Source organism: Roseovarius sp. THAF27 (assembly GCF_009363655.1).
Classification (GTDB): Bacteria; Pseudomonadota; Alphaproteobacteria; order Rhodobacterales; family Rhodobacteraceae; genus Roseovarius.
In genome coordinates this window covers 1,964,023-1,983,304 of record NZ_CP045393.1, presented here as the reverse complement: position 1 = coordinate 1,983,304, position 19,282 = coordinate 1,964,023, and the positions used below count along the sequence as shown (strand labels likewise).

The 19,282-nt window shown below is 63.5% G+C and carries 17 protein-coding genes and 1 pseudogene; 12 read left to right on the top strand and 6 right to left on the bottom strand.

Features of this window, described 5'->3' with window-relative positions:
- Nucleotides 1–397: 397 nt before the first annotated feature.
- From FIU89_RS09810 to gluQRS, 4 genes are read left to right on the top strand one after another with little or no spacing between them, the layout of a single operon-like run.
- The gene (locus FIU89_RS09810) at nucleotides 398–1,747 is read left to right on the top strand and encodes a cytochrome-c peroxidase (RefSeq protein WP_152492420.1); all 1,350 of its coding nucleotides are present in this window, start codon (nucleotides 398–400) and stop codon (nucleotides 1,745–1,747) included.
- A 39-nt stretch (nucleotides 1,748–1,786) separates the two neighbouring features.
- Complete coding sequence (trmFO, locus tag FIU89_RS09805; RefSeq protein ID WP_152492419.1) at nucleotides 1,787–3,151, top strand: methylenetetrahydrofolate--tRNA-(uracil(54)-C(5))-methyltransferase (FADH(2)-oxidizing) TrmFO; 1,365 nt, start codon at nucleotides 1,787–1,789, stop codon at nucleotides 3,149–3,151.
- A 12-nt stretch (nucleotides 3,152–3,163) separates the two neighbouring features.
- Nucleotides 3,164–3,778, top strand: a complete 615-nt coding sequence (locus tag FIU89_RS09800; protein WP_152492418.1) for a class I SAM-dependent methyltransferase — start codon at nucleotides 3,164–3,166, stop codon at nucleotides 3,776–3,778.
- Nucleotides 3,775–4,614, top strand: coding sequence for a tRNA glutamyl-Q(34) synthetase GluQRS (gluQRS, locus tag FIU89_RS09795; RefSeq protein WP_152492417.1), 840 nt, complete (start codon nucleotides 3,775–3,777; stop codon nucleotides 4,612–4,614). The genes FIU89_RS09800 and gluQRS overlap by 4 nt, the downstream gene beginning before the upstream one ends.
- Nucleotides 4,615–4,640: 26 nt before the next feature.
- On the opposite strand, the gene hisI is transcribed toward gluQRS, so the two are convergent.
- Complete coding sequence (gene hisI / locus FIU89_RS09790; RefSeq protein WP_152492416.1) at nucleotides 4,641–5,003, bottom strand: phosphoribosyl-AMP cyclohydrolase; 363 nt, start codon at nucleotides 5,001–5,003, stop codon at nucleotides 4,641–4,643.
- A gap of 67 nt (nucleotides 5,004–5,070) precedes the next feature.
- Between hisI and FIU89_RS09785 the strand changes: the two genes are divergently transcribed.
- A complete protein-coding gene (locus tag FIU89_RS09785; RefSeq protein WP_152492415.1) occupies nucleotides 5,071–5,529 on the top strand; it encodes an iron-sulfur cluster assembly scaffold protein in 459 nt (152 codons plus the stop codon).
- Between the two features lie 22 nt (nucleotides 5,530–5,551).
- Here the strand turns inward: FIU89_RS09785 and FIU89_RS09780 are convergent, their stop codons facing one another.
- Nucleotides 5,552–6,418, bottom strand: coding sequence for a cation diffusion facilitator family transporter (locus FIU89_RS09780; RefSeq protein ID WP_152492414.1), 867 nt, complete (start codon nucleotides 6,416–6,418; stop codon nucleotides 5,552–5,554).
- Nucleotides 6,419–6,688: 270 nt separating this feature from the next.
- Nucleotides 6,689–6,811, bottom strand: a complete 123-nt coding sequence (locus FIU89_RS22815) for a hypothetical protein (protein WP_261391185.1) — start codon at nucleotides 6,809–6,811, stop codon at nucleotides 6,689–6,691.
- 215 nt (nucleotides 6,812–7,026) lie between these two features.
- Between FIU89_RS22815 and FIU89_RS09775 the strand changes: the two genes are divergently transcribed.
- Complete coding sequence (locus FIU89_RS09775) at nucleotides 7,027–7,371, top strand: hypothetical protein (protein ID WP_152492413.1); 345 nt, start codon at nucleotides 7,027–7,029, stop codon at nucleotides 7,369–7,371.
- A gap of 14 nt (nucleotides 7,372–7,385) precedes the next feature.
- Here the strand turns inward: FIU89_RS09775 and recG are convergent, their stop codons facing one another.
- The 3 genes and pseudogenes from recG to FIU89_RS09760 form a co-directional block, all read right to left on the bottom strand.
- Nucleotides 7,386–9,476: an ATP-dependent DNA helicase RecG gene (gene recG / locus FIU89_RS09770; RefSeq protein WP_152492412.1), complete on the bottom strand. Its 2,091-nt coding sequence runs from the start codon at nucleotides 9,474–9,476 to the stop codon at nucleotides 7,386–7,388.
- On the bottom strand, nucleotides 9,473–11,593 hold the full coding sequence (ligA, locus tag FIU89_RS09765) for an NAD-dependent DNA ligase LigA (RefSeq protein ID WP_152492411.1): 2,121 nt from the start codon (nucleotides 11,591–11,593) through the stop codon (nucleotides 9,473–9,475). Before ligA ends, recG begins: the two co-directional genes overlap by 4 nt.
- Nucleotides 11,594–11,947: 354 nt before the next feature.
- Nucleotides 11,948–12,112 (bottom strand): annotated as a pseudogene (locus FIU89_RS09760) (helix-turn-helix domain-containing protein); the annotation flags it as partial.
- A gap of 100 nt (nucleotides 12,113–12,212) precedes the next feature.
- On the opposite strand from FIU89_RS09760, the gene FIU89_RS09755 reads away from it, so the two are divergent.
- From FIU89_RS09755 to FIU89_RS09730, 6 genes are all read left to right on the top strand, one after another.
- A complete protein-coding gene (locus tag FIU89_RS09755) occupies nucleotides 12,213–13,781 on the top strand; it encodes a phage integrase SAM-like domain-containing protein (RefSeq protein WP_152492410.1) in 1,569 nt (522 codons plus the stop codon).
- Between the two features lie 277 nt (nucleotides 13,782–14,058).
- Nucleotides 14,059–14,622 (top strand): hypothetical protein, encoded by a 564-nt coding sequence (locus tag FIU89_RS09750; protein ID WP_152492409.1) that lies wholly within the window; start codon nucleotides 14,059–14,061, stop codon nucleotides 14,620–14,622.
- Nucleotides 14,622–15,080 (top strand): hypothetical protein, encoded by a 459-nt coding sequence (locus FIU89_RS09745; protein WP_152492408.1) that lies wholly within the window; start codon nucleotides 14,622–14,624, stop codon nucleotides 15,078–15,080. Before FIU89_RS09750 ends, FIU89_RS09745 begins: the two co-directional genes overlap by 1 nt.
- Nucleotides 15,081–15,429: 349 nt before the next feature.
- Nucleotides 15,430–15,663, top strand: a complete 234-nt coding sequence (locus FIU89_RS09740; protein WP_152492407.1) for a hypothetical protein — start codon at nucleotides 15,430–15,432, stop codon at nucleotides 15,661–15,663.
- A gap of 11 nt (nucleotides 15,664–15,674) precedes the next feature.
- Nucleotides 15,675–15,983: a hypothetical protein gene (locus FIU89_RS09735; RefSeq protein WP_152492406.1), complete on the top strand. Its 309-nt coding sequence runs from the start codon at nucleotides 15,675–15,677 to the stop codon at nucleotides 15,981–15,983.
- A 308-nt stretch (nucleotides 15,984–16,291) separates the two neighbouring features.
- Nucleotides 16,292–19,204 (top strand): primase-helicase family protein, encoded by a 2,913-nt coding sequence (locus FIU89_RS09730; RefSeq protein WP_216647067.1) that lies wholly within the window; start codon nucleotides 16,292–16,294, stop codon nucleotides 19,202–19,204.
- Nucleotides 19,205–19,282: the final 78 nt, after the last annotated feature.

Sequence of the window (19,282 nt, the reverse complement as noted above, 5' to 3'; positions counted from 1 at the left end):
CCAGATCGCTGCTGTTGAGCGCCGTGTGATGACAAGATCGCGGAATTCCTGCCCTTAGAACAATACATTAACCGATTGTTAACGAATCGCGTCCTCACTGTTCCGCTTTCGGCGGTTTATTGCCGCCTCATTTCAGTCATTATCTATCCGAGGTTGGCACGACGCAAAGTAGGATCACCCGGTCCGTTTTTCAGCATCTCATTTTACATACGTCGCGCCAACCTCACGATCAGCCAGCAAACACTGATCTCTTGCCGGGGCGCCGCGGCGCTCGGCAATGTTTCCAAAGCCGTGCCACAGTTTTTCCGCATTTGCCGTTTTGTCGCCACATTCCATCCGCTAGACCGTATGGTGGGGGCATCGTGTGGGATTTGCACGACGCTATGGTTACGGCGCTATGACATCTCGGGTGGCGGTCTTCGGCATCTGGTCCCTCCTGGCCAGCCTCTCTCTGGCCATTCCATCGGAGGCCACGGACCTGCCCGACCCGGCAAACCGCGCGGCGTTTCCCACACCGGGGGCCACGTCGGTTCTGCTGGGCCGTGATCTGTTTTTCGATCCGATCCTGTCGGGCAATCGCAACATCGCCTGCGCCACATGCCACCATCCCGAAATGGCCGGCGGCGACGGCGTGTCGCTGTCGCTTGGCGAAGGTGGCCGCGGGCTTGGCCCGGCGCGAACGCGCGCCGCCGATAACCCGCCCAAGCGCCTGGCGCGCAATGCACCACCGCTTTTCAACTTGGGTGCCGCGGAGTTCACCGCCTTTACCCATGACGGCCGTGTCAGCGCCAGCAAGACCGAGCGCTACGGCATCAGCCTCCCCGAGGAGCTTCTGCTGGAGCGCCCGGTCAGCCTGTTGGCCGCGCAGGCATTGCTGCCCCTTGTCGCGGTGGACGAGATGGCCGGCCACCCCGGCGAGAATATCATTGCCGACGCCGTGGCGCAGGGCCGGATCGCAGGCTATGACGGTGCGTGGCAGAAGATCGCAGAGCGGGTCTGGGACATCCCCGAGTACCGCCGCCGCTTCGCGTGGCTGATCGGCCCTGACGAGCCTTTGCACATCACCCATATCACCGCCGCGCTGGCCGATTTCGTGGCCTACGAATTTCGCGCCACGGACAGCCCGTTCGATGCCTTCCTGTCGGGCCGGGACGAGGCGCTGAGCAACGACCAGCTGCGCGGCATGGCGCTGTTCTATGGCAAGGCGGGGTGTGGCGGCTGTCATTCGGGCACGTTCCAGACCGACCACGGTTTTCATGCCATCGGCCTTCCCCAGATCGGGCCGGGCAAGGGGCACGGGGCCAACGGCAATTCCGATATCGGCCTCGGGGCGATCACCGGCGATCCCGGCGATGCCTACAAGTTCCGCACGCCGTCCTTGCGCAACGTGGCGCTGACCGCGCCCTATGGCCATAACGGCGCCTATCGCGACCTTGCGGCGATAATCCGGCACCATGCCGACCCCGGCGCGGGGCTGGCGCAGTATCCCGGCCTGTCCGCGGCCTATCTGCCGGATGTGGGCGCGGATGAGGCCGGGCTGGACGGGGCGCTGTCGGACGAGGACGAGATGCTGAACATCTATGCCGCCGCGACCCTGCCCCGCACACCGCTGACGGATATGGAGATCACCGCGCTGGTCGATTTCCTGGAGGCGCTGACCGACCCGGTGTCGCGCACGGGCCGCCTTGGCGTGCCGGACGCCGTGCCTTCGGGCCTGCCGGTGGCCGGGCTGCCGGGCGACAGCTGACCCTTTCCAAATGACCCGCGACCCCTTAAATGCGGGGCCATGACAGAGACACTTCATATCGTCGGCGGCGGCATGGCCGGGTCCGAGGCCGCGTGGCAGGCCGCCAACATGGGCGTGCGCGTGGTCATCAACGAGATGCGCCCCAAGGTCGGCACCTTCGCGCACCAGACCGGCGACCTGGCCGAGATGGTCTGCTCCAACTCCTTCCGCTCGGACGATGACGAGCAGAACGCCGTGGGCCTCTTGCACTGGGAAATGCGCGCCGCGGGCGGGCTGATCATGGAAATGGCCGAGACCCACCGCCTGCCCGCCGGCGGCGCTCTGGCCGTGGACCGCGAGGCGTTTTCCCAAGGTGTCACCGCCCGGCTGCGCGCGCATCCCAACGTCACCATCGAAGAAGGCGAGATCACCGCCCTGCCCGACGATGGACGCTGGATCTTCGCCACCGGCCCGCTGACCTCGCAAGGGCTGGGCGCGGCCATCGCCGCCGAGACGGGCACCGACCGGCTGGCCTTTTTCGACGCCATCGCGCCGATTGTCTACCATGACACGATCGACATGAGCCAGGCGTGGATGCAGTCGCGCTATGACAAGGGCGTGACCGAGGAAGAGCGCACCGCCTACCTCAACTGCCCGATGACGCGTGACCAGTACGAGGCGTTCATCGACGCCCTGCTGGCCGCCGACAAGACCGAGTTCCACGAGGGCGAGACGGCGACCTATTTCGATGGCTGCCTGCCCATCGAGGTGATGGCCGAACGCGGCCGCGAGACGCTGCGGCACGGGCCGATGAAACCGGTGGGCCTCACGAATCCGCATCAGCCGGACGTGAAGCCCTGGGCCGTGGTCCAGCTGCGCCGGGACAACGCGCTCGGCACGCTCTACAACATCGTCGGCTTCCAGACCAAGATGAAGTACGGCGCGCAAACGGATGTTTTCAAAATGATTCCCGGGCTGGAGAATGCCAGTTTCGCGCGTCTTGGCGGCATCCACCGCAACACGTTCCTGAATTCCCCCACGCTGCTGGACAACCAGATGCGCCTGCGCGCCAAGCCGCATATCCGCTTCGCCGGTCAGATCACCGGTGTCGAAGGCTATGTCGAATCCGCCGCCATGGGCCTTCTGGCCGGACGGCTGGCCGCCGGAGAGATCCTGGGCCGCTCCCTGCCCGCGCCGCCGCAGGACACGGCCATGGGCGCGCTGATCCACCACATCACCGGCGGGGCCGAGGCCAAGACATTCCAGCCGATGAACGTCAATTTCGGCCTCTTCCGCCCCGTCGACGGGCTCAAGGGCGGGCGCCGGGGCCGGCGCGACCGCTACAAGGCCTATACCGACCGGGCCAAGGCCGCCTGGACCGGCTGGCTGGGTGAAACACAGGTGGACGCAGGCGAAACCGTGTGATCTTCTGCGCACATGCAGGACAGCTTTTTCGACAAGGCCTATGCCACGGCCGATCCCGACGAGACCCGTGCGCTCTATGACGCGTGGGCGGCCAGTTACGACGCCGAGATCGCCGCGAACGGCTATGCCACGCCGGGCCGCGTGGCCGACGCGATGTTCCGTTTCGCCAAGTCGCACGAGGCGCCGCTGCTGGATTACGGCTGCGGCACGGGCCTGTCCGGGCTGGCGCTGAAACTGGCCGGGTTTACCACGCTCGACGGCATGGACCCCAGCCATGAGATGCTGGATGGCGCACGGCGCAAGGCCGTCTACCGCAACCTTACACCCATCGACCTTTCAGATCCCGCCCCGATCCCGTCGGGGGCCTACCAGGCCATCACCTGCATCGGCGTGATCGGCACCGGCGCGGCCCCGGCCTCGACGCTCGACCTGGTGATGCGCGCGCTGCCAAAGGACGGCCTTCTGGGCTTCAGCCTGAATGACCACGCGCTGGCAGACCCGCAATACGAAGGCGCGCTGAACGGCTGGCTCGATTGCGGCGCGGCGCGGCTGCTGTTTCGCGAGCACGGGCCGCACCTGCCCGGACAAAACATCAAGTCCACCGTTTATATCATTGAAAAAGCGTGACTTTCAGAACCAGATTCGCCCCGTCCCCCACCGGCCCGCTGCACCTGGGTCATGCCTTCTCGGCGATCCTGGGGCATGACATGGCCCGGGCGCGTGACGGCGCGTTCCTCTTGCGGATGGAAGACACCGACCTGCAACGCAGCAAGCCGGAATGGGATGCGCAGATCCTCGACGACCTGACATGGCTGGGCCTGACCTGGGACGGACCCGTGCTGCGGCAGTCCGAGCACCTGACCGGCTATGACCCCGCCCTGCACCGGCTCGACGCGATGGGCCTGCTCTATCCCTGCTCGTGTTCCCGCAGCCAGATCCAGGCCGCGCTCGCCGCGCCGCAGGAAGGCGTCACCCACGAGGTCTATCCCGGCACCTGCAAGCGCCGCAGCATGGACAGTCGCCAGCCCGGCGACGCGCTGCGCCTGCATCTCGACCGGGCGCTCGATCACTTCGGCGGTGTCTATCCCGACTTCGAGGAAACCGGCCCGTTGCATACCGGCACGCATCGGATCGATCCTGACCAGGCCCTGGCCGAGATCGGCGACGTGGTCCTCAGCCGCAAGGGCGAGGACATCGTCGCCTATTTCCTCGCCTCCGCGCTGGACGATATCGGCCAAAATATCACCGACGTGGTGCGCGGCGAGGACCTGTTCGGCTTCGTGCCGATCCAGGTCATCCTGCTGAGCCTTCTGGGCCACGCGATCCCGCGCTATCACCACCACCGCCTGATCCGCGACGAGAACGGCAAGCGTCTGGCCAAGCGCGACGACGCGCGCAGCATCGCCACCTACCGCCAGGCCGGCAAGACGCCTGCCGATATCCGCGCGATGGTTGGGCTATAACCCGCGCTTTTTCTCGCCAAAAATACTCACGGCGCGACGGGCGCCATAAGCTCGACCTCGAGCCCGTCCTGCACACCCGTGTAAAAACAGCTGCGCCGGTTGGTGTGGCAGGCCGGCCCGGTCTGGTCGACCAACACCAGCAGGCAGTCGCGGTCGCAATCCACCCGGAACTCCACCAGCTTCTGCACGTGACCCGAGCTTTCGCCCTTGACCCAGAACGCCTGCCGTGACCGGCTCCAATAGGTCACCCGGCCCGTCTCCAGCGTTCGGGCCACGGCCTCGGCGTTCATCCACGCCATCATCAGCACCTCGCCGCTGGCTGCATCCTGCGCAATGGCCGGGATCAGGCCCTGGTCGTTGAAGCGCAAGCTGGAAACATCGAATTCCATGTCAGAAAACCTTTTGCCTTGCCGGTGTCAGCCCTTATCTATGGGGTCAACGACGAAAGGGAAAGCCATGAGCGGCGAAACCGACCTGATCAAGCTCTACTCCGCGCGGATCCTCGAACTGGCCGCAGACATCCCGCATCACGGCCGGCTCGACGCGCCGGACGCGACGGTCAAGCGCCGGGCGCCTCTCTGTGGCTCGACCGTAACGGTGGACCTGAAGACCGATGGCGACCGCATCACCGACTATGCCGCCGAGGTCAAGGCCTGTGCGCTGGGGCAAGCGGCAGCGAGCGTCGTGGGCGGCGCGATCATCGGCTGCTCCTATGACCAGGTGGTCGAGGCGCGCGATGCGCTGAAAGCGATGCTGAAATCCGACGGGCCCACGCCGCCTGCGCCCTTCGACGGGCTGGAAGTGCTGCGCCCGGCGCAGGACTACAAGAACCGCCATGCCTCGATCCTGCTCACGCTCGAGGCCACGGCGGAGGCGATGGAAGAGGCCCGCGCCACCGCCTGCGGCAGCGCATAGAGTCCTCAAACGAAGACTCTCGTCAGCGCACCACTTCGATCGTCGCGTGATCGACGCCGTAGCTTTCGCGCAAGGCCTCACGCACCGCCTGCTTGACCGTCTCGGCATCGTGCCCCTCGGCCACCGACAGGTCCAGCGTCGCCATGGGGCGTTCCTGCGTCACCTGCCAGGCATGCACGTGGCGCACCTCGGCCACGCCCGGCACGTCCCGGGTCAGCGCCTCGGCCACCTCGCGCCGGTCGAACCCGCCTGGCGCACCTTCCAGCAGGATATGCCCGCTTTCGCGCACCACTTTCAGCGCCGAGCGCAGGATGATCACCGCCACCAGCACCGACAGGATCGGGTCGATGGGCATCCAGCCGGTCCAGAGGATCACCAGCGAGGCGACGATGGCCGCGACCGAGCCCAACAGATCCCCCGCCACGTGCAGCGCCGCGGCGCGGATATTCAGGTTGTCGCTGTCCTCGCGCGTCAGCACCCAGAAGGACAGGATGTTGACCACCAGCCCCGCCAGCGCCACCCATAGCATCAGCCCGCCCAGCACCTCGACCGGTTGGGCCAGCCGGCGCACCGCCTCGATCACGATCCAGAGCGCGATGGCAAAGAGCGTCAGGCCGTTGACGAAGGCGGCCAGCACCGAGAACCGGTCATAGCCGTATGTCCGCTTCCAGTCCGCCGGCCGCCGGGCGATGCGAAAGGCGAACCAGGCCAGCATCAGCGAGGCGAAATCGGTCAGCATGTGCCCCGCATCGGCCAGGAGCGCCAGCGAGCCCGACAGGAGGCCGCCCACCAGTTCCGCCAGCATGAAGCCGCCCGTCAGGGCTGCCGCGATGGCGATGGTGCGTTCCTTTTTCGGAACGTGGCTGTGCCCGTGGGCGTGGTCGTGCATTGCGGTCTCCTTGTGCGCGCAACCTGTCACGAGGCGCACGCGCCCGCAATCCGGGCGCCGAGATTCTTCGTACGAAGAATCTCTGGCCGCGCACCAAAAAAAACCGCCGCACGCTGAAACAGCGGCGGCGGCAGGAATGCGTGATCCGCTTCGGCGCGTCGTGTCAGGGGAAGAGGCAACAACCCCGGACGATGGGACAGTATCGGGCCGCGTCAAAGGGGACAGGAGACGCAGGCGCGACGCGCGAGGGATATACGCAGGCAGAAACCGTTACATCAGGCCAGGCAGGTAGAGCCCGCCCACCAGCGTGACCACCAGCGCCGCACCGCCGATGAAATCACCGAGCAGAGTGTCGGCAGAGCGTTTGGCGGCGGTCGAGATCTGGGTCAGCATCGGGTGGCTCCTTGGTGCCGTGAACTTCTGTTGCTCCTTTGTTCTCATTTTGAAAACCATTTGTAAAGAACTTTATGAGAACATTTGCGAACTTTTATGGAAGTTAGCTGATATCGGTCCGGAATCGCTGGGTTTCTTGGGTCAAAAAAAACTTGAACCCGCACCGCCCTGCTTCCGACTCCCTGAAGTCAACTGACCGAAAAAGGAGAAACGCCATGACCGACACAAATAACCATGTTTGGAGCAGAGTACTGAATCAGCCGAACCTGTCTGTTAGCCTGATGCCGGACCAGTCCAGTCAAGCCGATCCGAAGGACGTGTTTGACCCGCCCGAGAGCTTCCTGCTCTTGCCGGCCGTGCAGACCGCGCCCGAGGATCCTGCCACTGACGCTTTCGACTTCAAAGCGTCGCACAGTGGCGACGAAACGGCTTTCGATGTCGCGGACGTGTTGGTCAGCAGCTATCAGACAGGCGGATCCGGCAGCGATGATCGGGACGTGCTGCCCGAGCCCGAGCCGGTACCGGAGTTCGGCATGACCGACCATTTCGATTTCTTCTGAACGGCGCGGCGGCCTCAGCCGACCGACAACAGGCGGATCGCCTCGTCCTGGCCCATCAGCCACAGCAGGACGCGGGCGGCTTGCCCGCGGTCCGACGTCAGGTCGGGGTCGTCGGCCAGCAGTTTCCGCGCATCGGTCTGCGCCGTGGCCATCAGCCCCGCCTGCGCCTCCATGTCCGCCACGCGAAACCGCGGCAGGCCCGATTGCGCCGTGCCGATCAGGTCGCCGACGCCGCGCATCTCAAGGTCCACCTCGGCGATGCGAAACCCGTCCTCGGTCTCGCGCATCGTGTCCATCCGGCGCTGGCCGCCCTCGGACAACGGCGCCTGGTACATCAACAGGCAGGTCGACTGCGCCTCGCCCCGCCCCACGCGGCCGCGCAGCTGGTGCAGTTGCGCCAGCCCGAAATGCTCGGCCCGTTCGATCACCATGATCGAGGCGTTGGGCACGTCCACGCCCACTTCGATCACCGTGGTCGAGACCAGAACGCTGGTTTCGCCCGTCTGGAAGGCCGCCATCGCGGCATCCTTCTCGGCGGGCGGCATCTGGCCGTGCACCAGCCCGACGCGCCCTTCGCCCAAGGTGGCGCGCAGGTGCTTGAACCGTTCCTCGGCGCTGGTCAGGTCCATCACCTCGGAGTCCTCGACCAGCGGGCAGACCCAATAGGCCTGCCGTCCCTCGGCGATGGCGCCCTTCAGGTGCTCGACCACTTCCTGCATCCGCGCCATGTTGGTCAGCGCGGTCTTGATCGGCTTCCGGCCGGGCGGTTTTTCATCGAGGATGCTGACATCCATGTCGCCATATTGCGCCAGCGCCAGGCTGCGCGGGATCGGCGTTGCGGTCATCACCAGAACGTCGACCGCCTGCCCCTTGCGCCCCAGTTCCAGCCGCTGGCGCACGCCGAACCTGTGCTGTTCATCCACCACGGCCAGGCGCAGGTCGTGAAACTCCACGTCCTTCTGGAACACCGCGTGGGTGCCCACGAGAATATGGATATCGCCGCGCTGCAACGCCTCCAGCTTGGCGCGCCGCTCGGCCCCCTTGTCGCGGCCGGTCAGCAATTCCAGCACCACGCCCGCCGATTCCGCCAGTAGGCGCAACCCTTCCAGGTGCTGCCGCGCCAGGATCTCGGTGGGGGCCATCATCACCCCCTGCCCGCCCGCCTCGACCGCGACCAGAAGCGCCATCAGCGCCACCAGCGTCTTGCCCGCGCCCACGTCGCCCTGCAGCAGGCGGTTCATGCGCAAGGGCGCGGCCATGTCGGCGGCGATCTCTTCGATGGCGCGGGCTTGTGCGCCCGTGGGCGTATAGGGCAAGGCGGCGCGGACCTTTGCCTGCAAGCGGCCCGTGGCCTCGCTCACGCGCCCCTTGCCGCGCCGCGTCCTGGCGCGGGCCAGCGCGAGAGTCAGCTGGTGCGCCATGAACTCGTCATAGGCCAGCCGCGTGCGGGCCAGATCGGTCGCCGCCAGATCGCCGATTTTCGCGGGGCAATGGGCCTGCTCCAGCGCCGCGTGCCAGTCGGGCCAGCCGCCCTGGGCCTTTTGCGAGGCGTTGATCCACTCGGCCAGGTCCGGCGCGCGTGCCAGCGCCGAACGCACCGCCTTGGCCATCGTCTTTTGCGTCACACCGGCGGTCAGCGGGTAGACCGGCTCGAAATCCGGGATCTCGCCCGCCTCTTCGATGGGCAGGATATGGTCGGGATGCACCATCTGCGCCATCCCGTCGAAGAGTTCCACCTTGCCCGACACCACGCGCCGCGCGCCGGTGGGCAGCACGCGATTGAGGTAGTCATCGCGGCCGTTGAAAAAGACCAGTTGAAAGGCCACGCTGCTGTCCTCGACCTGGATGCGATAGGGCCGCCCCCGGCTGCGCGGCGGATCGTGCCGGCCCACCGTCACCTCGACCGTGACCGTGCCGGGCAGGTCCGCGCCCTGCACCGTGTCGCGCTTGCGCCGGTCGATGCCGGAATGCGGCAGCGTGAACAAGAGGTCGCGGGGCTTGGAAATATGCAGCGCCTCCAGCGTCCTGGCGGTCTTCGGCCCGACGCCTTCCAGCGTTTCCAGCTCCGCGAAAAGCGGAAAGAGAATTTCGGGCCGGGTGCTCATGCGTCGCCGATCAGCTCCAGCCAGCCATCTTCGTCGATGGTCTCGATGCCCAGTTCTTCGGCTTTCTTGGCCTTGCTCCCCGCGCCCGGCCCCGCGACCAGCAGGTCGGTCTTGGCCGAAACCGAGCCCGAGACCTTGGCGCCCAGGGCCTCGGCCCGCGCCTTGGCCTCGGCGCGGGTCATCTTTTCCAGCGTGCCGGTGAAGACGACCGTCTTGCCCGCGACGGGGCTTCCGTCGGTGGCGGGTGCCGCGGCCTCCTGGATCGTCAGATGTGCCGTCAGCCGGTCGATGCTCTGGCGCTCGTGATCCTGCGCGAAGGCGGTCACAAGGCTGCGGGCCATGACCTCACCCACCCCGTCGATGGACAGAAGGTTGTCCCATTCCGGGCCTTCGCAGTCCTTGGCCGCATCCATTGCCCGGGTGAAGTCGTCCCACCTGCCATAGCTGCGCGCGATGAGGGTGCTGGCCTGCTCGCCCACGTGGCGGATGCCAAGCGCGAAGAGCACGCGGCCGAAGGGAATGTCGCGCTTCTCGTCAATCGCCTGGAACAGATTCTCGGCGCTTTTCTCGCCCCAGCCTTCGCGGTTCTTGAGCTGCTTCACGCCGGAACCGTAGCGGTCTTGCAGGGTGAAGATGTCGGCAGGCTCCTTCACCCAGCCGTCGCGGTAGAACTGCTCGACCTGCTTCGCCCCCAGCCCCTCGATGTCGAAGGCCGCGCGGCTGACGAAATGTTTCAGCTTTTCCACGGCCTGCGCCGGGCAGATCAGCCCGCCGGTGCAGCGGCGCACGGCATCGCCCTCCTCGCGAATGGCCTCCGAGCCGCATTCGGGGCATACCGTCGGGAAGTCGTAAGGCTTCGTCCCCTCGGGCCGCTTCGACAGGTCCACGTCGGCCACTTTCGGGATCACGTCCCCGGCGCGGTAGACCTGCACCCAGTCGCCCTCGCGGATGTCCTTGCCGCCGCGGATCTCCTGCCCCTTGCTGTCCCGACCCTTGATGTAATCCTCGTTATGCAGGGTTGCGTTGCTGACCACCACGCCGCCCACGGTGACCGGCGTCAGGCGCGCCACCGGGCTGAGCGCGCCGGTGCGGCCCACCTGGATTTCGATCTTCTCCAGCGTGGTCCAGGCCAGTTCGGCGGGAAATTTATGCGCCGTGGCCCAGCGGGGCGTGGTGCTGCGAAAGCCGAGCCGGCGTTGCAGGTCGAGGTCGTTCACCTTGTAGACCACGCCGTCGATGTCATAGCCCAGGCTCGCGCGCTGCTGTTCGATCTCTTCGTAATGCGCCTGCATCTCGGCGGGGCCGTCGCAGAGCGCGGTCAGCGGGTTGGTCTGGAACCCCAGCGCGGCCAGCCGCTCGATGGCGGCCATCTGCGTGTCGGCCAGCGCTTCGCTCACCTCGCCCCAGGCATAGGCGAAGAACCGCAAGGGCCGCGCCTTGGTGATGCTGCTGTCCAGCTGCCGCAACGAGCCCGCGGCGGCGTTGCGCGGGTTGGCAAAGGTCTTGGCGCCCTTCTCGGTTTGTCGCGCATTCAGCGCCTCGAAATCGGCGTGGCTCATGTAGACCTCGCCGCGCACCTCCAGCACCTCGGGCGCGCCTGTCAGCGTCACCGGGATATCCTCGATCGTGCGGGCGTTGGCGGTGACGTTCTCGCCCACGGCGCCGTCGCCGCGCGTGGCGGCCTGAACGAGCGTGCCGCCCTCGTAGCGCAGGCTCAGGCTCAGCCCGTCGATCTTGGGCTCGGCGGTGTAGTTCAGCGGCGCATCGGCTTTGAGACCCAGATAACGGCGGATGCGGTCGTCGAACTCGGTCACCTCGGCGTCGTCGAAGACGTTCGAGAGGCTCAGCATCCGGACCGCGTGCGTCACTTTCGCGAAACCGTCGGCCGGGGCGGCACCCACCTGTTCGCTGGGACTGTCTTCGCGCTTCAACCTGGGGAACCGGGCCTCGATCGCGGCGTTGCGAGCCTTGAGCCGGTCATATTCGGCGTCGCTGATCTCCGGCGCGTCATCCTGGTGGTAGGCGGTGTTGGCTTCGGCCAGCAGGCCGGCCAGGCGTTCCAGCTCGGTGCGCGCGTCCTCTTTGGTCAGCTCATCCACGGGTGTCTCGGTGCTCATGCCCTGTCCTCGATGCGTCTGGCGATCATCTCCGTTTCCGAAGTGTTAAAGCCTTTCGCAGCGAAGCTGAATGACCGATTTTCAGTGCCGGCCGCAACGGACCCGCGCCGCTTGCGAAGACCCGCCATGTTCGAGTGGCCCGAGTGGCGCGAGTGGCTTCGAGCGCCGGGCGTGTTCCCGGTCCGCCGGTGCAGGCCACCGGCGGAATTAAACCGGGCCCGGCGCTGGGGCCGGACCCGGTCGGGGGAACGCCGTATGGCAAGACCCGGCGTGTCGGGCCGGTTTTGCGCGACGGCGTCTTTGCGGGCACGCGGCGCAGGATCGGAGGGGGGCGGCCCGCCCGCCAGTCCGGTCTCAGGCGCCCACGGCGAGGCGGGGACCGTCGCCCTTGCCTTCACTCGGATCGGGGTCGCGCAGGACATAGCCGCGGCCCCAGACCGTTTCGATGTAGTTGTCACCGCCCGTCGCCTCGGCGAGTTTCTTGCGCAGCTTGCAGATGAAGACGTCGATGATCTTCAGCTAAATCGGAAAAGTCTTTGAAATCATTATAATCAGCACCTTAGAACTTTAAAATGTTCACAGGGTGTGTCACAAGGTGTGTCACAATGAGAGTTTAGACATGGCAAAATCAGACGTCCCCGGTACGCGCATTCGAGGCCCTCGCAAGCTCTATGGCCTTAACCTCCGAATCCCCTCTTCCCTTCAGGAAGAATTCTACGAAGGCAGGGGGTGGTTGAGGGACGCTCTGCACACTGACTCAAAATCGGAGGCTGAAAACGCGGTTACCTTGGCCAAGGCGCGTTTCATCGAACAAGCGGAAGAGCTACAGCGCCGCGCGGCTCTTGCAGAAGCTTTTGACAGCCTTCCCCCGGATCAACGGGCAATCTTCGACGAAGCCGGGGACGTGAAAAGACTTCGCAAGCAGTTCAGTAGGGCCGATACCGCGCGCGCATTCTTGGTTGCTGGCGGGTCGTTAACGGAAAGCGACCTTCGAGGCGATGAGCCGTCTACTATCGCTGAGCGAGAAGGAGCGGAAGCACGCTACCAAGCAGAGCTAAGGTCCTTCGATGAAACCACAGCACGGGAGGCAAAGACTCTCCGAGCACTCGGTGAGAACGTCAACGCTCCTGAGGTTTTCGGACTGCGAGAATTAATCGCGGTGCTGGAAGGTTATGACATAGTCAAACCCGGCACCGTGAATCGCTGGCGAATGGTCGCAGACCGCTTCATCGACTTTGTCGGCGACCTTCCCTTGAATGCTCTGACCATAGACCAACTGCGCGAATTCACGCTTGCCTACCGTCAGCTTCCAGCGCGCCAGAACACTATTGAGCTAAGGAGCCTCAACTTCAATGAGCAGGTATCCGTAGCGAGGGCGAAAAAGCTCGAAACAGTTAGTGAGGAGACGGTACGGCAGCACATCGGTGCTATCCGGGCACTGATGCCTCACGCAATCTCAACGGGGTATCTGACAACGGACCCGTGGGCGCACTTCAAACTGCTTTCACCACGTAAGAAGAATTCTGCGAAGAAAGAGCGGAAACGACTGCCCTTCAACCCGGAGATGGTGGCGGCGACCTTCGACGATGCAGCCGCCCGCGACGCGGCTTCCGTCGATCACTGGGGTCCACTACTTGCTGCGTACATGGGCGCGAGGATTGGGGAGATTTGTCAAATTCTCGGCAAGGACGTTATCCAAGTGGGTGAGACTTGGTGTGTGTGGCTGACGGATGCAGACGAACGCCAGACGACCAAGAATGCACCAAGTGTCAGGCTTCTACCTGTTCACCAAGCTTTGCTCGAAGCCGGTTTCATCGAATTCGCGAAGAAACAACCAGATGACGACTACCTCTTCAAGAACGAGACCGCTAAAGGGTTGATGCCAATCACTCCGAACGAGAACGGACATACCAGCATTCAGTTCTCTGGAAGGTTCAACAAGAGGCTGCGTAAGAAGCTGGGGATCACCGATCAACGATACACGTTCCACAGCTATCGGCATTTGTGGGAAGACTGCGCCACTGCCGTAGGAATGAACCTCTTACACAACCTAGAGATGGGTGGACGAAGCAAGGAAGAGGTATTGGGGTCAAAGGCGGCATATGGTCAAGGCGCTCGGATGAAAACGCTCAAAGCGAGCTTAGACAAGATCGACCCACGGGCGGACCTTGAAGCACTCGTCATGTAACCGCCCTGCCCCGCTACGCGGGCATTCACCACACCACCAACATAGCGCCCTGCCATCACGGCGGGGCGTTTTCTTATTAGTACGTTGATCCGCTGTCAGGGCGCGGCGCCCTCGAATCGCCCGTGGACCTCTGACCGTGGACAATATTGACATGTCAAGTAAAAAATGATAGACATCACAATTAGAGGGATAGACCCTCAGACCAACTGTTTTGGACGGCTTGGTCACGAACAATTCCCGACAAGCAATGCGCCCGTCTGGGCGCGAGGAGTCGATCATGAACCCCATCACCGCGACTCTGCGGTCAGCCGACCTGTGCACGCTTTTGAGCGTCTCTGACCAGTCCATTTATCGCTGGACCGCGAAGCCGTATCCGCCGTTCCATGACTTCCGGTGCAGCCCGCGCGGCAAGATGTTCGCACTGCCCGATATCGTGGTCTGGTTTCGCGAACGCCGGAAGCGTGGACTGTATGAAGACGACCTGAGCCGCGTCGTTGAATTCGATGCTCACGTACGCGCTGAACGTGCCCGTGACGGCGTAGACGACCTTTGGCTGGGCGATGCCCCTGAAGCGCGCGCTGAGGGCTTCCTGAAGGCGCTGACCGGGGAGGAATTCGAGCGGGCGCGATTGGTACAGAAGACCACTACCAGCTTCGCGATGGCGGTTGGTGTTCCTCGCATCGAGCGCCTTCGCAAGATCGTCCTCATCCATCCCGGCTGTGTCCGTTTCATCCTGACCGGTGAACATGACGAGTTGCCCGTAGGTGACGCCGGTTGGGCGTCATGGGTCAAGGCAATCGAAGTGGTGAATATTCCTATCGAAGAAAAGGAGGCCGCGTGATGGCCAATATTGAAGATACACTTGCCCATCTGGGCGAAGAAGATCGCCAGCGCTTCACCGATGCAATTGGCAAGGTAGGAAAGGCGTTCCAGATGAAGACGGGGATCGACGTAGACCCGAAGACCATCGCCGGTCTGGCAACGATCCGGGACCATGTCCTTACCGGCGGTGAATACCCGCTTGGCCTTGCGGAATCTATCGAGGCTTTGAAGCGGGATACGGACGTTTCGAACGCTTTGATCGCCGCAGAGATCGAACGGGCAGAAGTCTCCAAGATCAATGAAGATATTGCCAACCTCCGCCCGCAGCAGCGTATCAACTACGCCCGTGCGAACGGCCTTGATCGGCCTCGAACCGACACCACTAGCTCAATGACGCGGAACGAACATGATACAGTCTTGGCGAGCCTTAGCCCGCAGCAGCGCATCAACTACGCACGCAAGCACGGCCTGACCTGAGGTGATGGGATGAACCTGACGAAGATCGAGTCCGCCGTGCGGTCGGCTGGTGGCGTCTGGTCACAGTATTTCCGGCGCGAGGGAGAGCACTGGCAGTGCATCTTGCTGCCCTCGGAACGCCTTACGCCCTCGCAGTACGCCGCCCTTTCGCGTAGGTTCACACCTTTGCCTACCGAAATGGACAAGGCGAAGGCGCGGGCGCGAGCGGCGGCTGAACGAAATGGATAGTCAGTTGAACAGCGCCACGGCAGGCGACTTCCTGCACCTGTCCCCTAGGGAACGTCGCAAGGCCAAGGCCCGTGCGAAGAAGCGCGCTCGCATTGGACTCCTGAAATGATCGAGGAAGAGAATGAAGAACTTGAACGACAGAAGCAGCCGATGCTCGCAGAGCGCCGCGCGGCGTAAGCCTCTGCCGATGGAGCAGGCGCTGGCCCGGATGCACAGGCGTCGCCAGCTTTGGTACAACGCCCGCTTGCTTTTTCCCGACCTCGAAACTTTCAAGAGTCATCTGGCCAGCGTCCAGAGGGGGATCGAGAAAATCCTCGCCGCTGAGTTCGCCCCCTCGCGCCACGAAAATATCTAAGGAGAAACGACATGCGGAAGCATCACCTTGGGGCGCTGCCCCACCAGACGAATTACGACGAAGATATGATTGAAGACCTCGCAGACCGCTTGCGGGCAGTAGGTACACGCAATGGTGGCGTGCGCATCGAATTCGATTGGCTCCGCGATGCGCTCGGAGGGGATGCGGAGCTGACGCGCCGGGTGTTCAAGGAAGCAGGCTTCAAGCAGCCCGCGTCGGAGGAGTGGTATGTCGGACATGGGGCGAAGCGCCTTGAACTCGCTGCCTATCCCGCAAAGCTCGCAGACGATTTGGCGGACATCCTCGACGACTACACCTGAGGTCCGATTTTCGGCTTCAAGCTTAGGGCGAAAAACCGTCTGCGTGACAGATTTCAGCTTCAAGCCGTTAAGTAGCTGATTTTTATAACTAAAAGTTACAAATCCCTTGACTCGTGTGTCAGATGTTCTGTACTGATCGCAATGGTGGCTGCCGTAGAAAGCAGCGCGTCGATCATATGGGGCGGTGACGATTGTCCGTACTGTTGCCGCCCGACGCCTCACAGGATGAGGCAGAATGAACGGTCCAGAAAGGAGAGTGACATGAAATAAACTGCACGGAGAGAACCCACATGCCTGACGGCAGCACTATGAATCCGATCACGAAGATCGGCGACGCCACAATTATCGGCGACCTGACCACCCCCGAAGTATCTACATTCCTCGACTCCGAGATCGACTTGATCTGGGCCACGACTATGCGTGCCCCCGGCGGCAAGGAGAAGAAGGGCAAGAAGTCCAAGACTAGCTGGATCAAGTATAAGGCGCGGCTTGGCAATTTTATCGAGCACGGGCTTTCCGAACACCCCGTGAAGAAGGAAATCGACGGGCTGTCCTTCGTCTACAACCGCGCCAAGGAATTCCCCGGAACCTGCGAGATTGGGGGCATTCGCTATCCGCTGGCGTACCGCACCGCAAACACCGCAGAGGCCATCACGGCCCTTGTGATCGACGCAGACGAAGGCGACACCTTAGACCGCGTCATCGCGGCGTTGAAGCCTCTGGGCGTGCTCTGTGTCGGCTTCACGTCTTATTCACACACCACGAAGGCGGGTCCGGGTGAAGACCGGTTCCGGATCGTTGTCTTTTTGAAGGAAGCGTTCGAGCTTCCGGAAAGCGGTGAGGAACGCCGTCAGGCGTTGAATGTGTGGAAGCGCAAGTATGTCGGCTTCTGTGAGAGCATCGGCGTCACGACCTTCGACAGGACCGGTATGGACCTGTCGCGCCTTCAGCGCCCGCCCCGTCGGCCCTCAGAGGATGCAGAGTTCAAGCACTACATCATCGCGGGCACCGGCCTCGATCTGGATACGGTCGAAGACGGTGATCCCACGAAGTACGGCAAGAAGGAGGTGGCGCGGCGCTCTGGCGGGCTTGCGCCGGTCGAAGACGAAGGCGGCGATGCCATCCTGAGCGACGGCTTCGACGTTCGGGCGTGGTTCAACGATGTCGGCTCCGCCTGTATGTTCGGCGATGTCCTCGACATGATCGGCTGGGAGACGCGTACCGGCGACGGCGCGGAACGCGAGATCATGTGCCCTAATGACGCCGCGCATTCAAACCCCGGCGACCCCGACGACACCGCCTGCTGGATCAAGGAGGACACTGACGAAGGGTTCCGCATCCACTGTCTGCACGACCATTGCAGCGCCGCAGGTGTCCACACGTGGGACATGGTTCGCTTGATCGACAAGGCCATCGCAGACGTGCAGATCGGTCTTCCCGACGGCTATGAAAGCTTCTCCGACGTCCTCTGCGACGGGACGTTCTTTCCTGACGAGATTGAAGGCGAGCCGGTCGAGCTTTCAAAGTACGATTACGGCGTCCCCGAACCTGCGCCCGAGATCGAAACCATCTCGACGAAGGGTAAGGTTAAGCGCCTCTTCAAGCGTCTCAGTGACCCCAGCGACAAGGAACTGGCGGCACTCTATGCAGGCGTCATCCGTGGCGGCAACAAGCCGGATATCGTGGCGCAGCTCGATGCTCTTGTCCGGGAGCATGGCCAGCGCAACGGCAATGATGTTCAGCGCCTGCGGAAGCAGGGTCGCGAGCTTCTGGACGAATGGAAGGCTGCTCACGCAGCGGAGAAGCAGTCCGCCCGGTCCGAATTGATCCGCGAGTCCCTCGACCGCGAAGACATTGCCCATAGCTCGCTCGATCCGACCGGGCCTCTTGGGGACACCATGGAAGAGGCCATTGCCACCCTTGGAAAGCGCTACGCCGTTCTCGACATGGCAGGGAAGTTCCGCATCGCCCGCAAGCCCGATCTGGACGCCTTCACGTCGGAGACGCAGGACCCGACCATGATCTTCTACACCAAGCAGGACTTCATTGACCTTCACAGCGACCGGCAGGTCCGGGAAGGTAAGGAAGAGACCAACCCGGCGAAGGCTTTCCTCGACCACCAGACGCGCAAGTCGGGATTGGTGTTCGCGCCGCCCCCTGTCGTGGCCTCGCCGACCGCCTTCAATATCTATCAGGGGCGTTGGTTCGAGGCTGAAGAAGGCGAGTGGGCGACGATCCGCGACTTCATCTTCCAGATTGTCTGTCGCGGTGATCAGAAGAAGTACAACTTCCTCGAACTGTGGATGGCCCACATGGTGCAGCGCCCCGGCGAACTGCCGGGTACCGCGGTCATCGTTCGGGGCGAAGGCGGGACCGGCAAGGGCACGTTTGGCGACATCCTGAAGAAGCTGACCTTCCCCCACTGTAAGCAGCTTGAGAAGGAATCCCACGTGATGAGCAACTTCGCAGGGGAACACCTGAGCAAGTGTATTCTGGCCGTCGTGACCGAAGCCGTCTTCGGGGCCAGCCCCAAGGTCGCGTCCGAACTGAAGGCCATGGTATCCTCGACCACGATGCAGGTCGAAGCCAAGGGAATGAACGTCGTCACCGCGCCGTCCTATCTGCGCCTGTACTTCGACTCGAATGACGAGGTGCCGATCCTGATTGAAGACAACGGTTCCGACCGGCGCTGGTTCGTCATGGAGATCAGCGAAGACGTGAAGCAGGACAAGGACTACTTCCTGAAGCTGCGCAGCGCCATGAACGGCGACGAGATGGCGGGCTTCCTGCATCATCTCGAAAGGTATGACCCTGCTGACGCGGGCTTCACTTGGTCCGATGTGATGAAGGCCCCTGAGACCGAGGAGCGGCGCGTCATGCGTGAGAAGTCGCGGTCTGAGCCGATGCAGCGCCTGATTGACGTGCTGGGAGATGGCGCGGTTGATCTTCGCGTCACCGGAGAGATCGAAACCTTCACCGCTGACGCGAAGGGGCTGCGTCTGCCGGTTGCGCCTTTCCGGGAATTCCTCCGCGAAGGGTCTCGCTTCCGGAACCGTCTGGACATTGTCGAGATGTTTGAGCGCCTGCATCCCGGCGTTGCGTTGGGCGATGGTCAGGGCGCTTGCGGATTATTGAAGAACACTCGCTGGATTTTGTTCCCGCCGGAGGTTCTCGGGACGCCTGTTCCGGAAACCGATGTTTCGGAAGCCGCAGGGTCCTAGCAAGCTAGAGGTGTGGCCTCTTCCCTGTCGGCGGTAAGGCCGACCTACAATGTCAGAGAGTTGGTGCTGGCCCCCGTT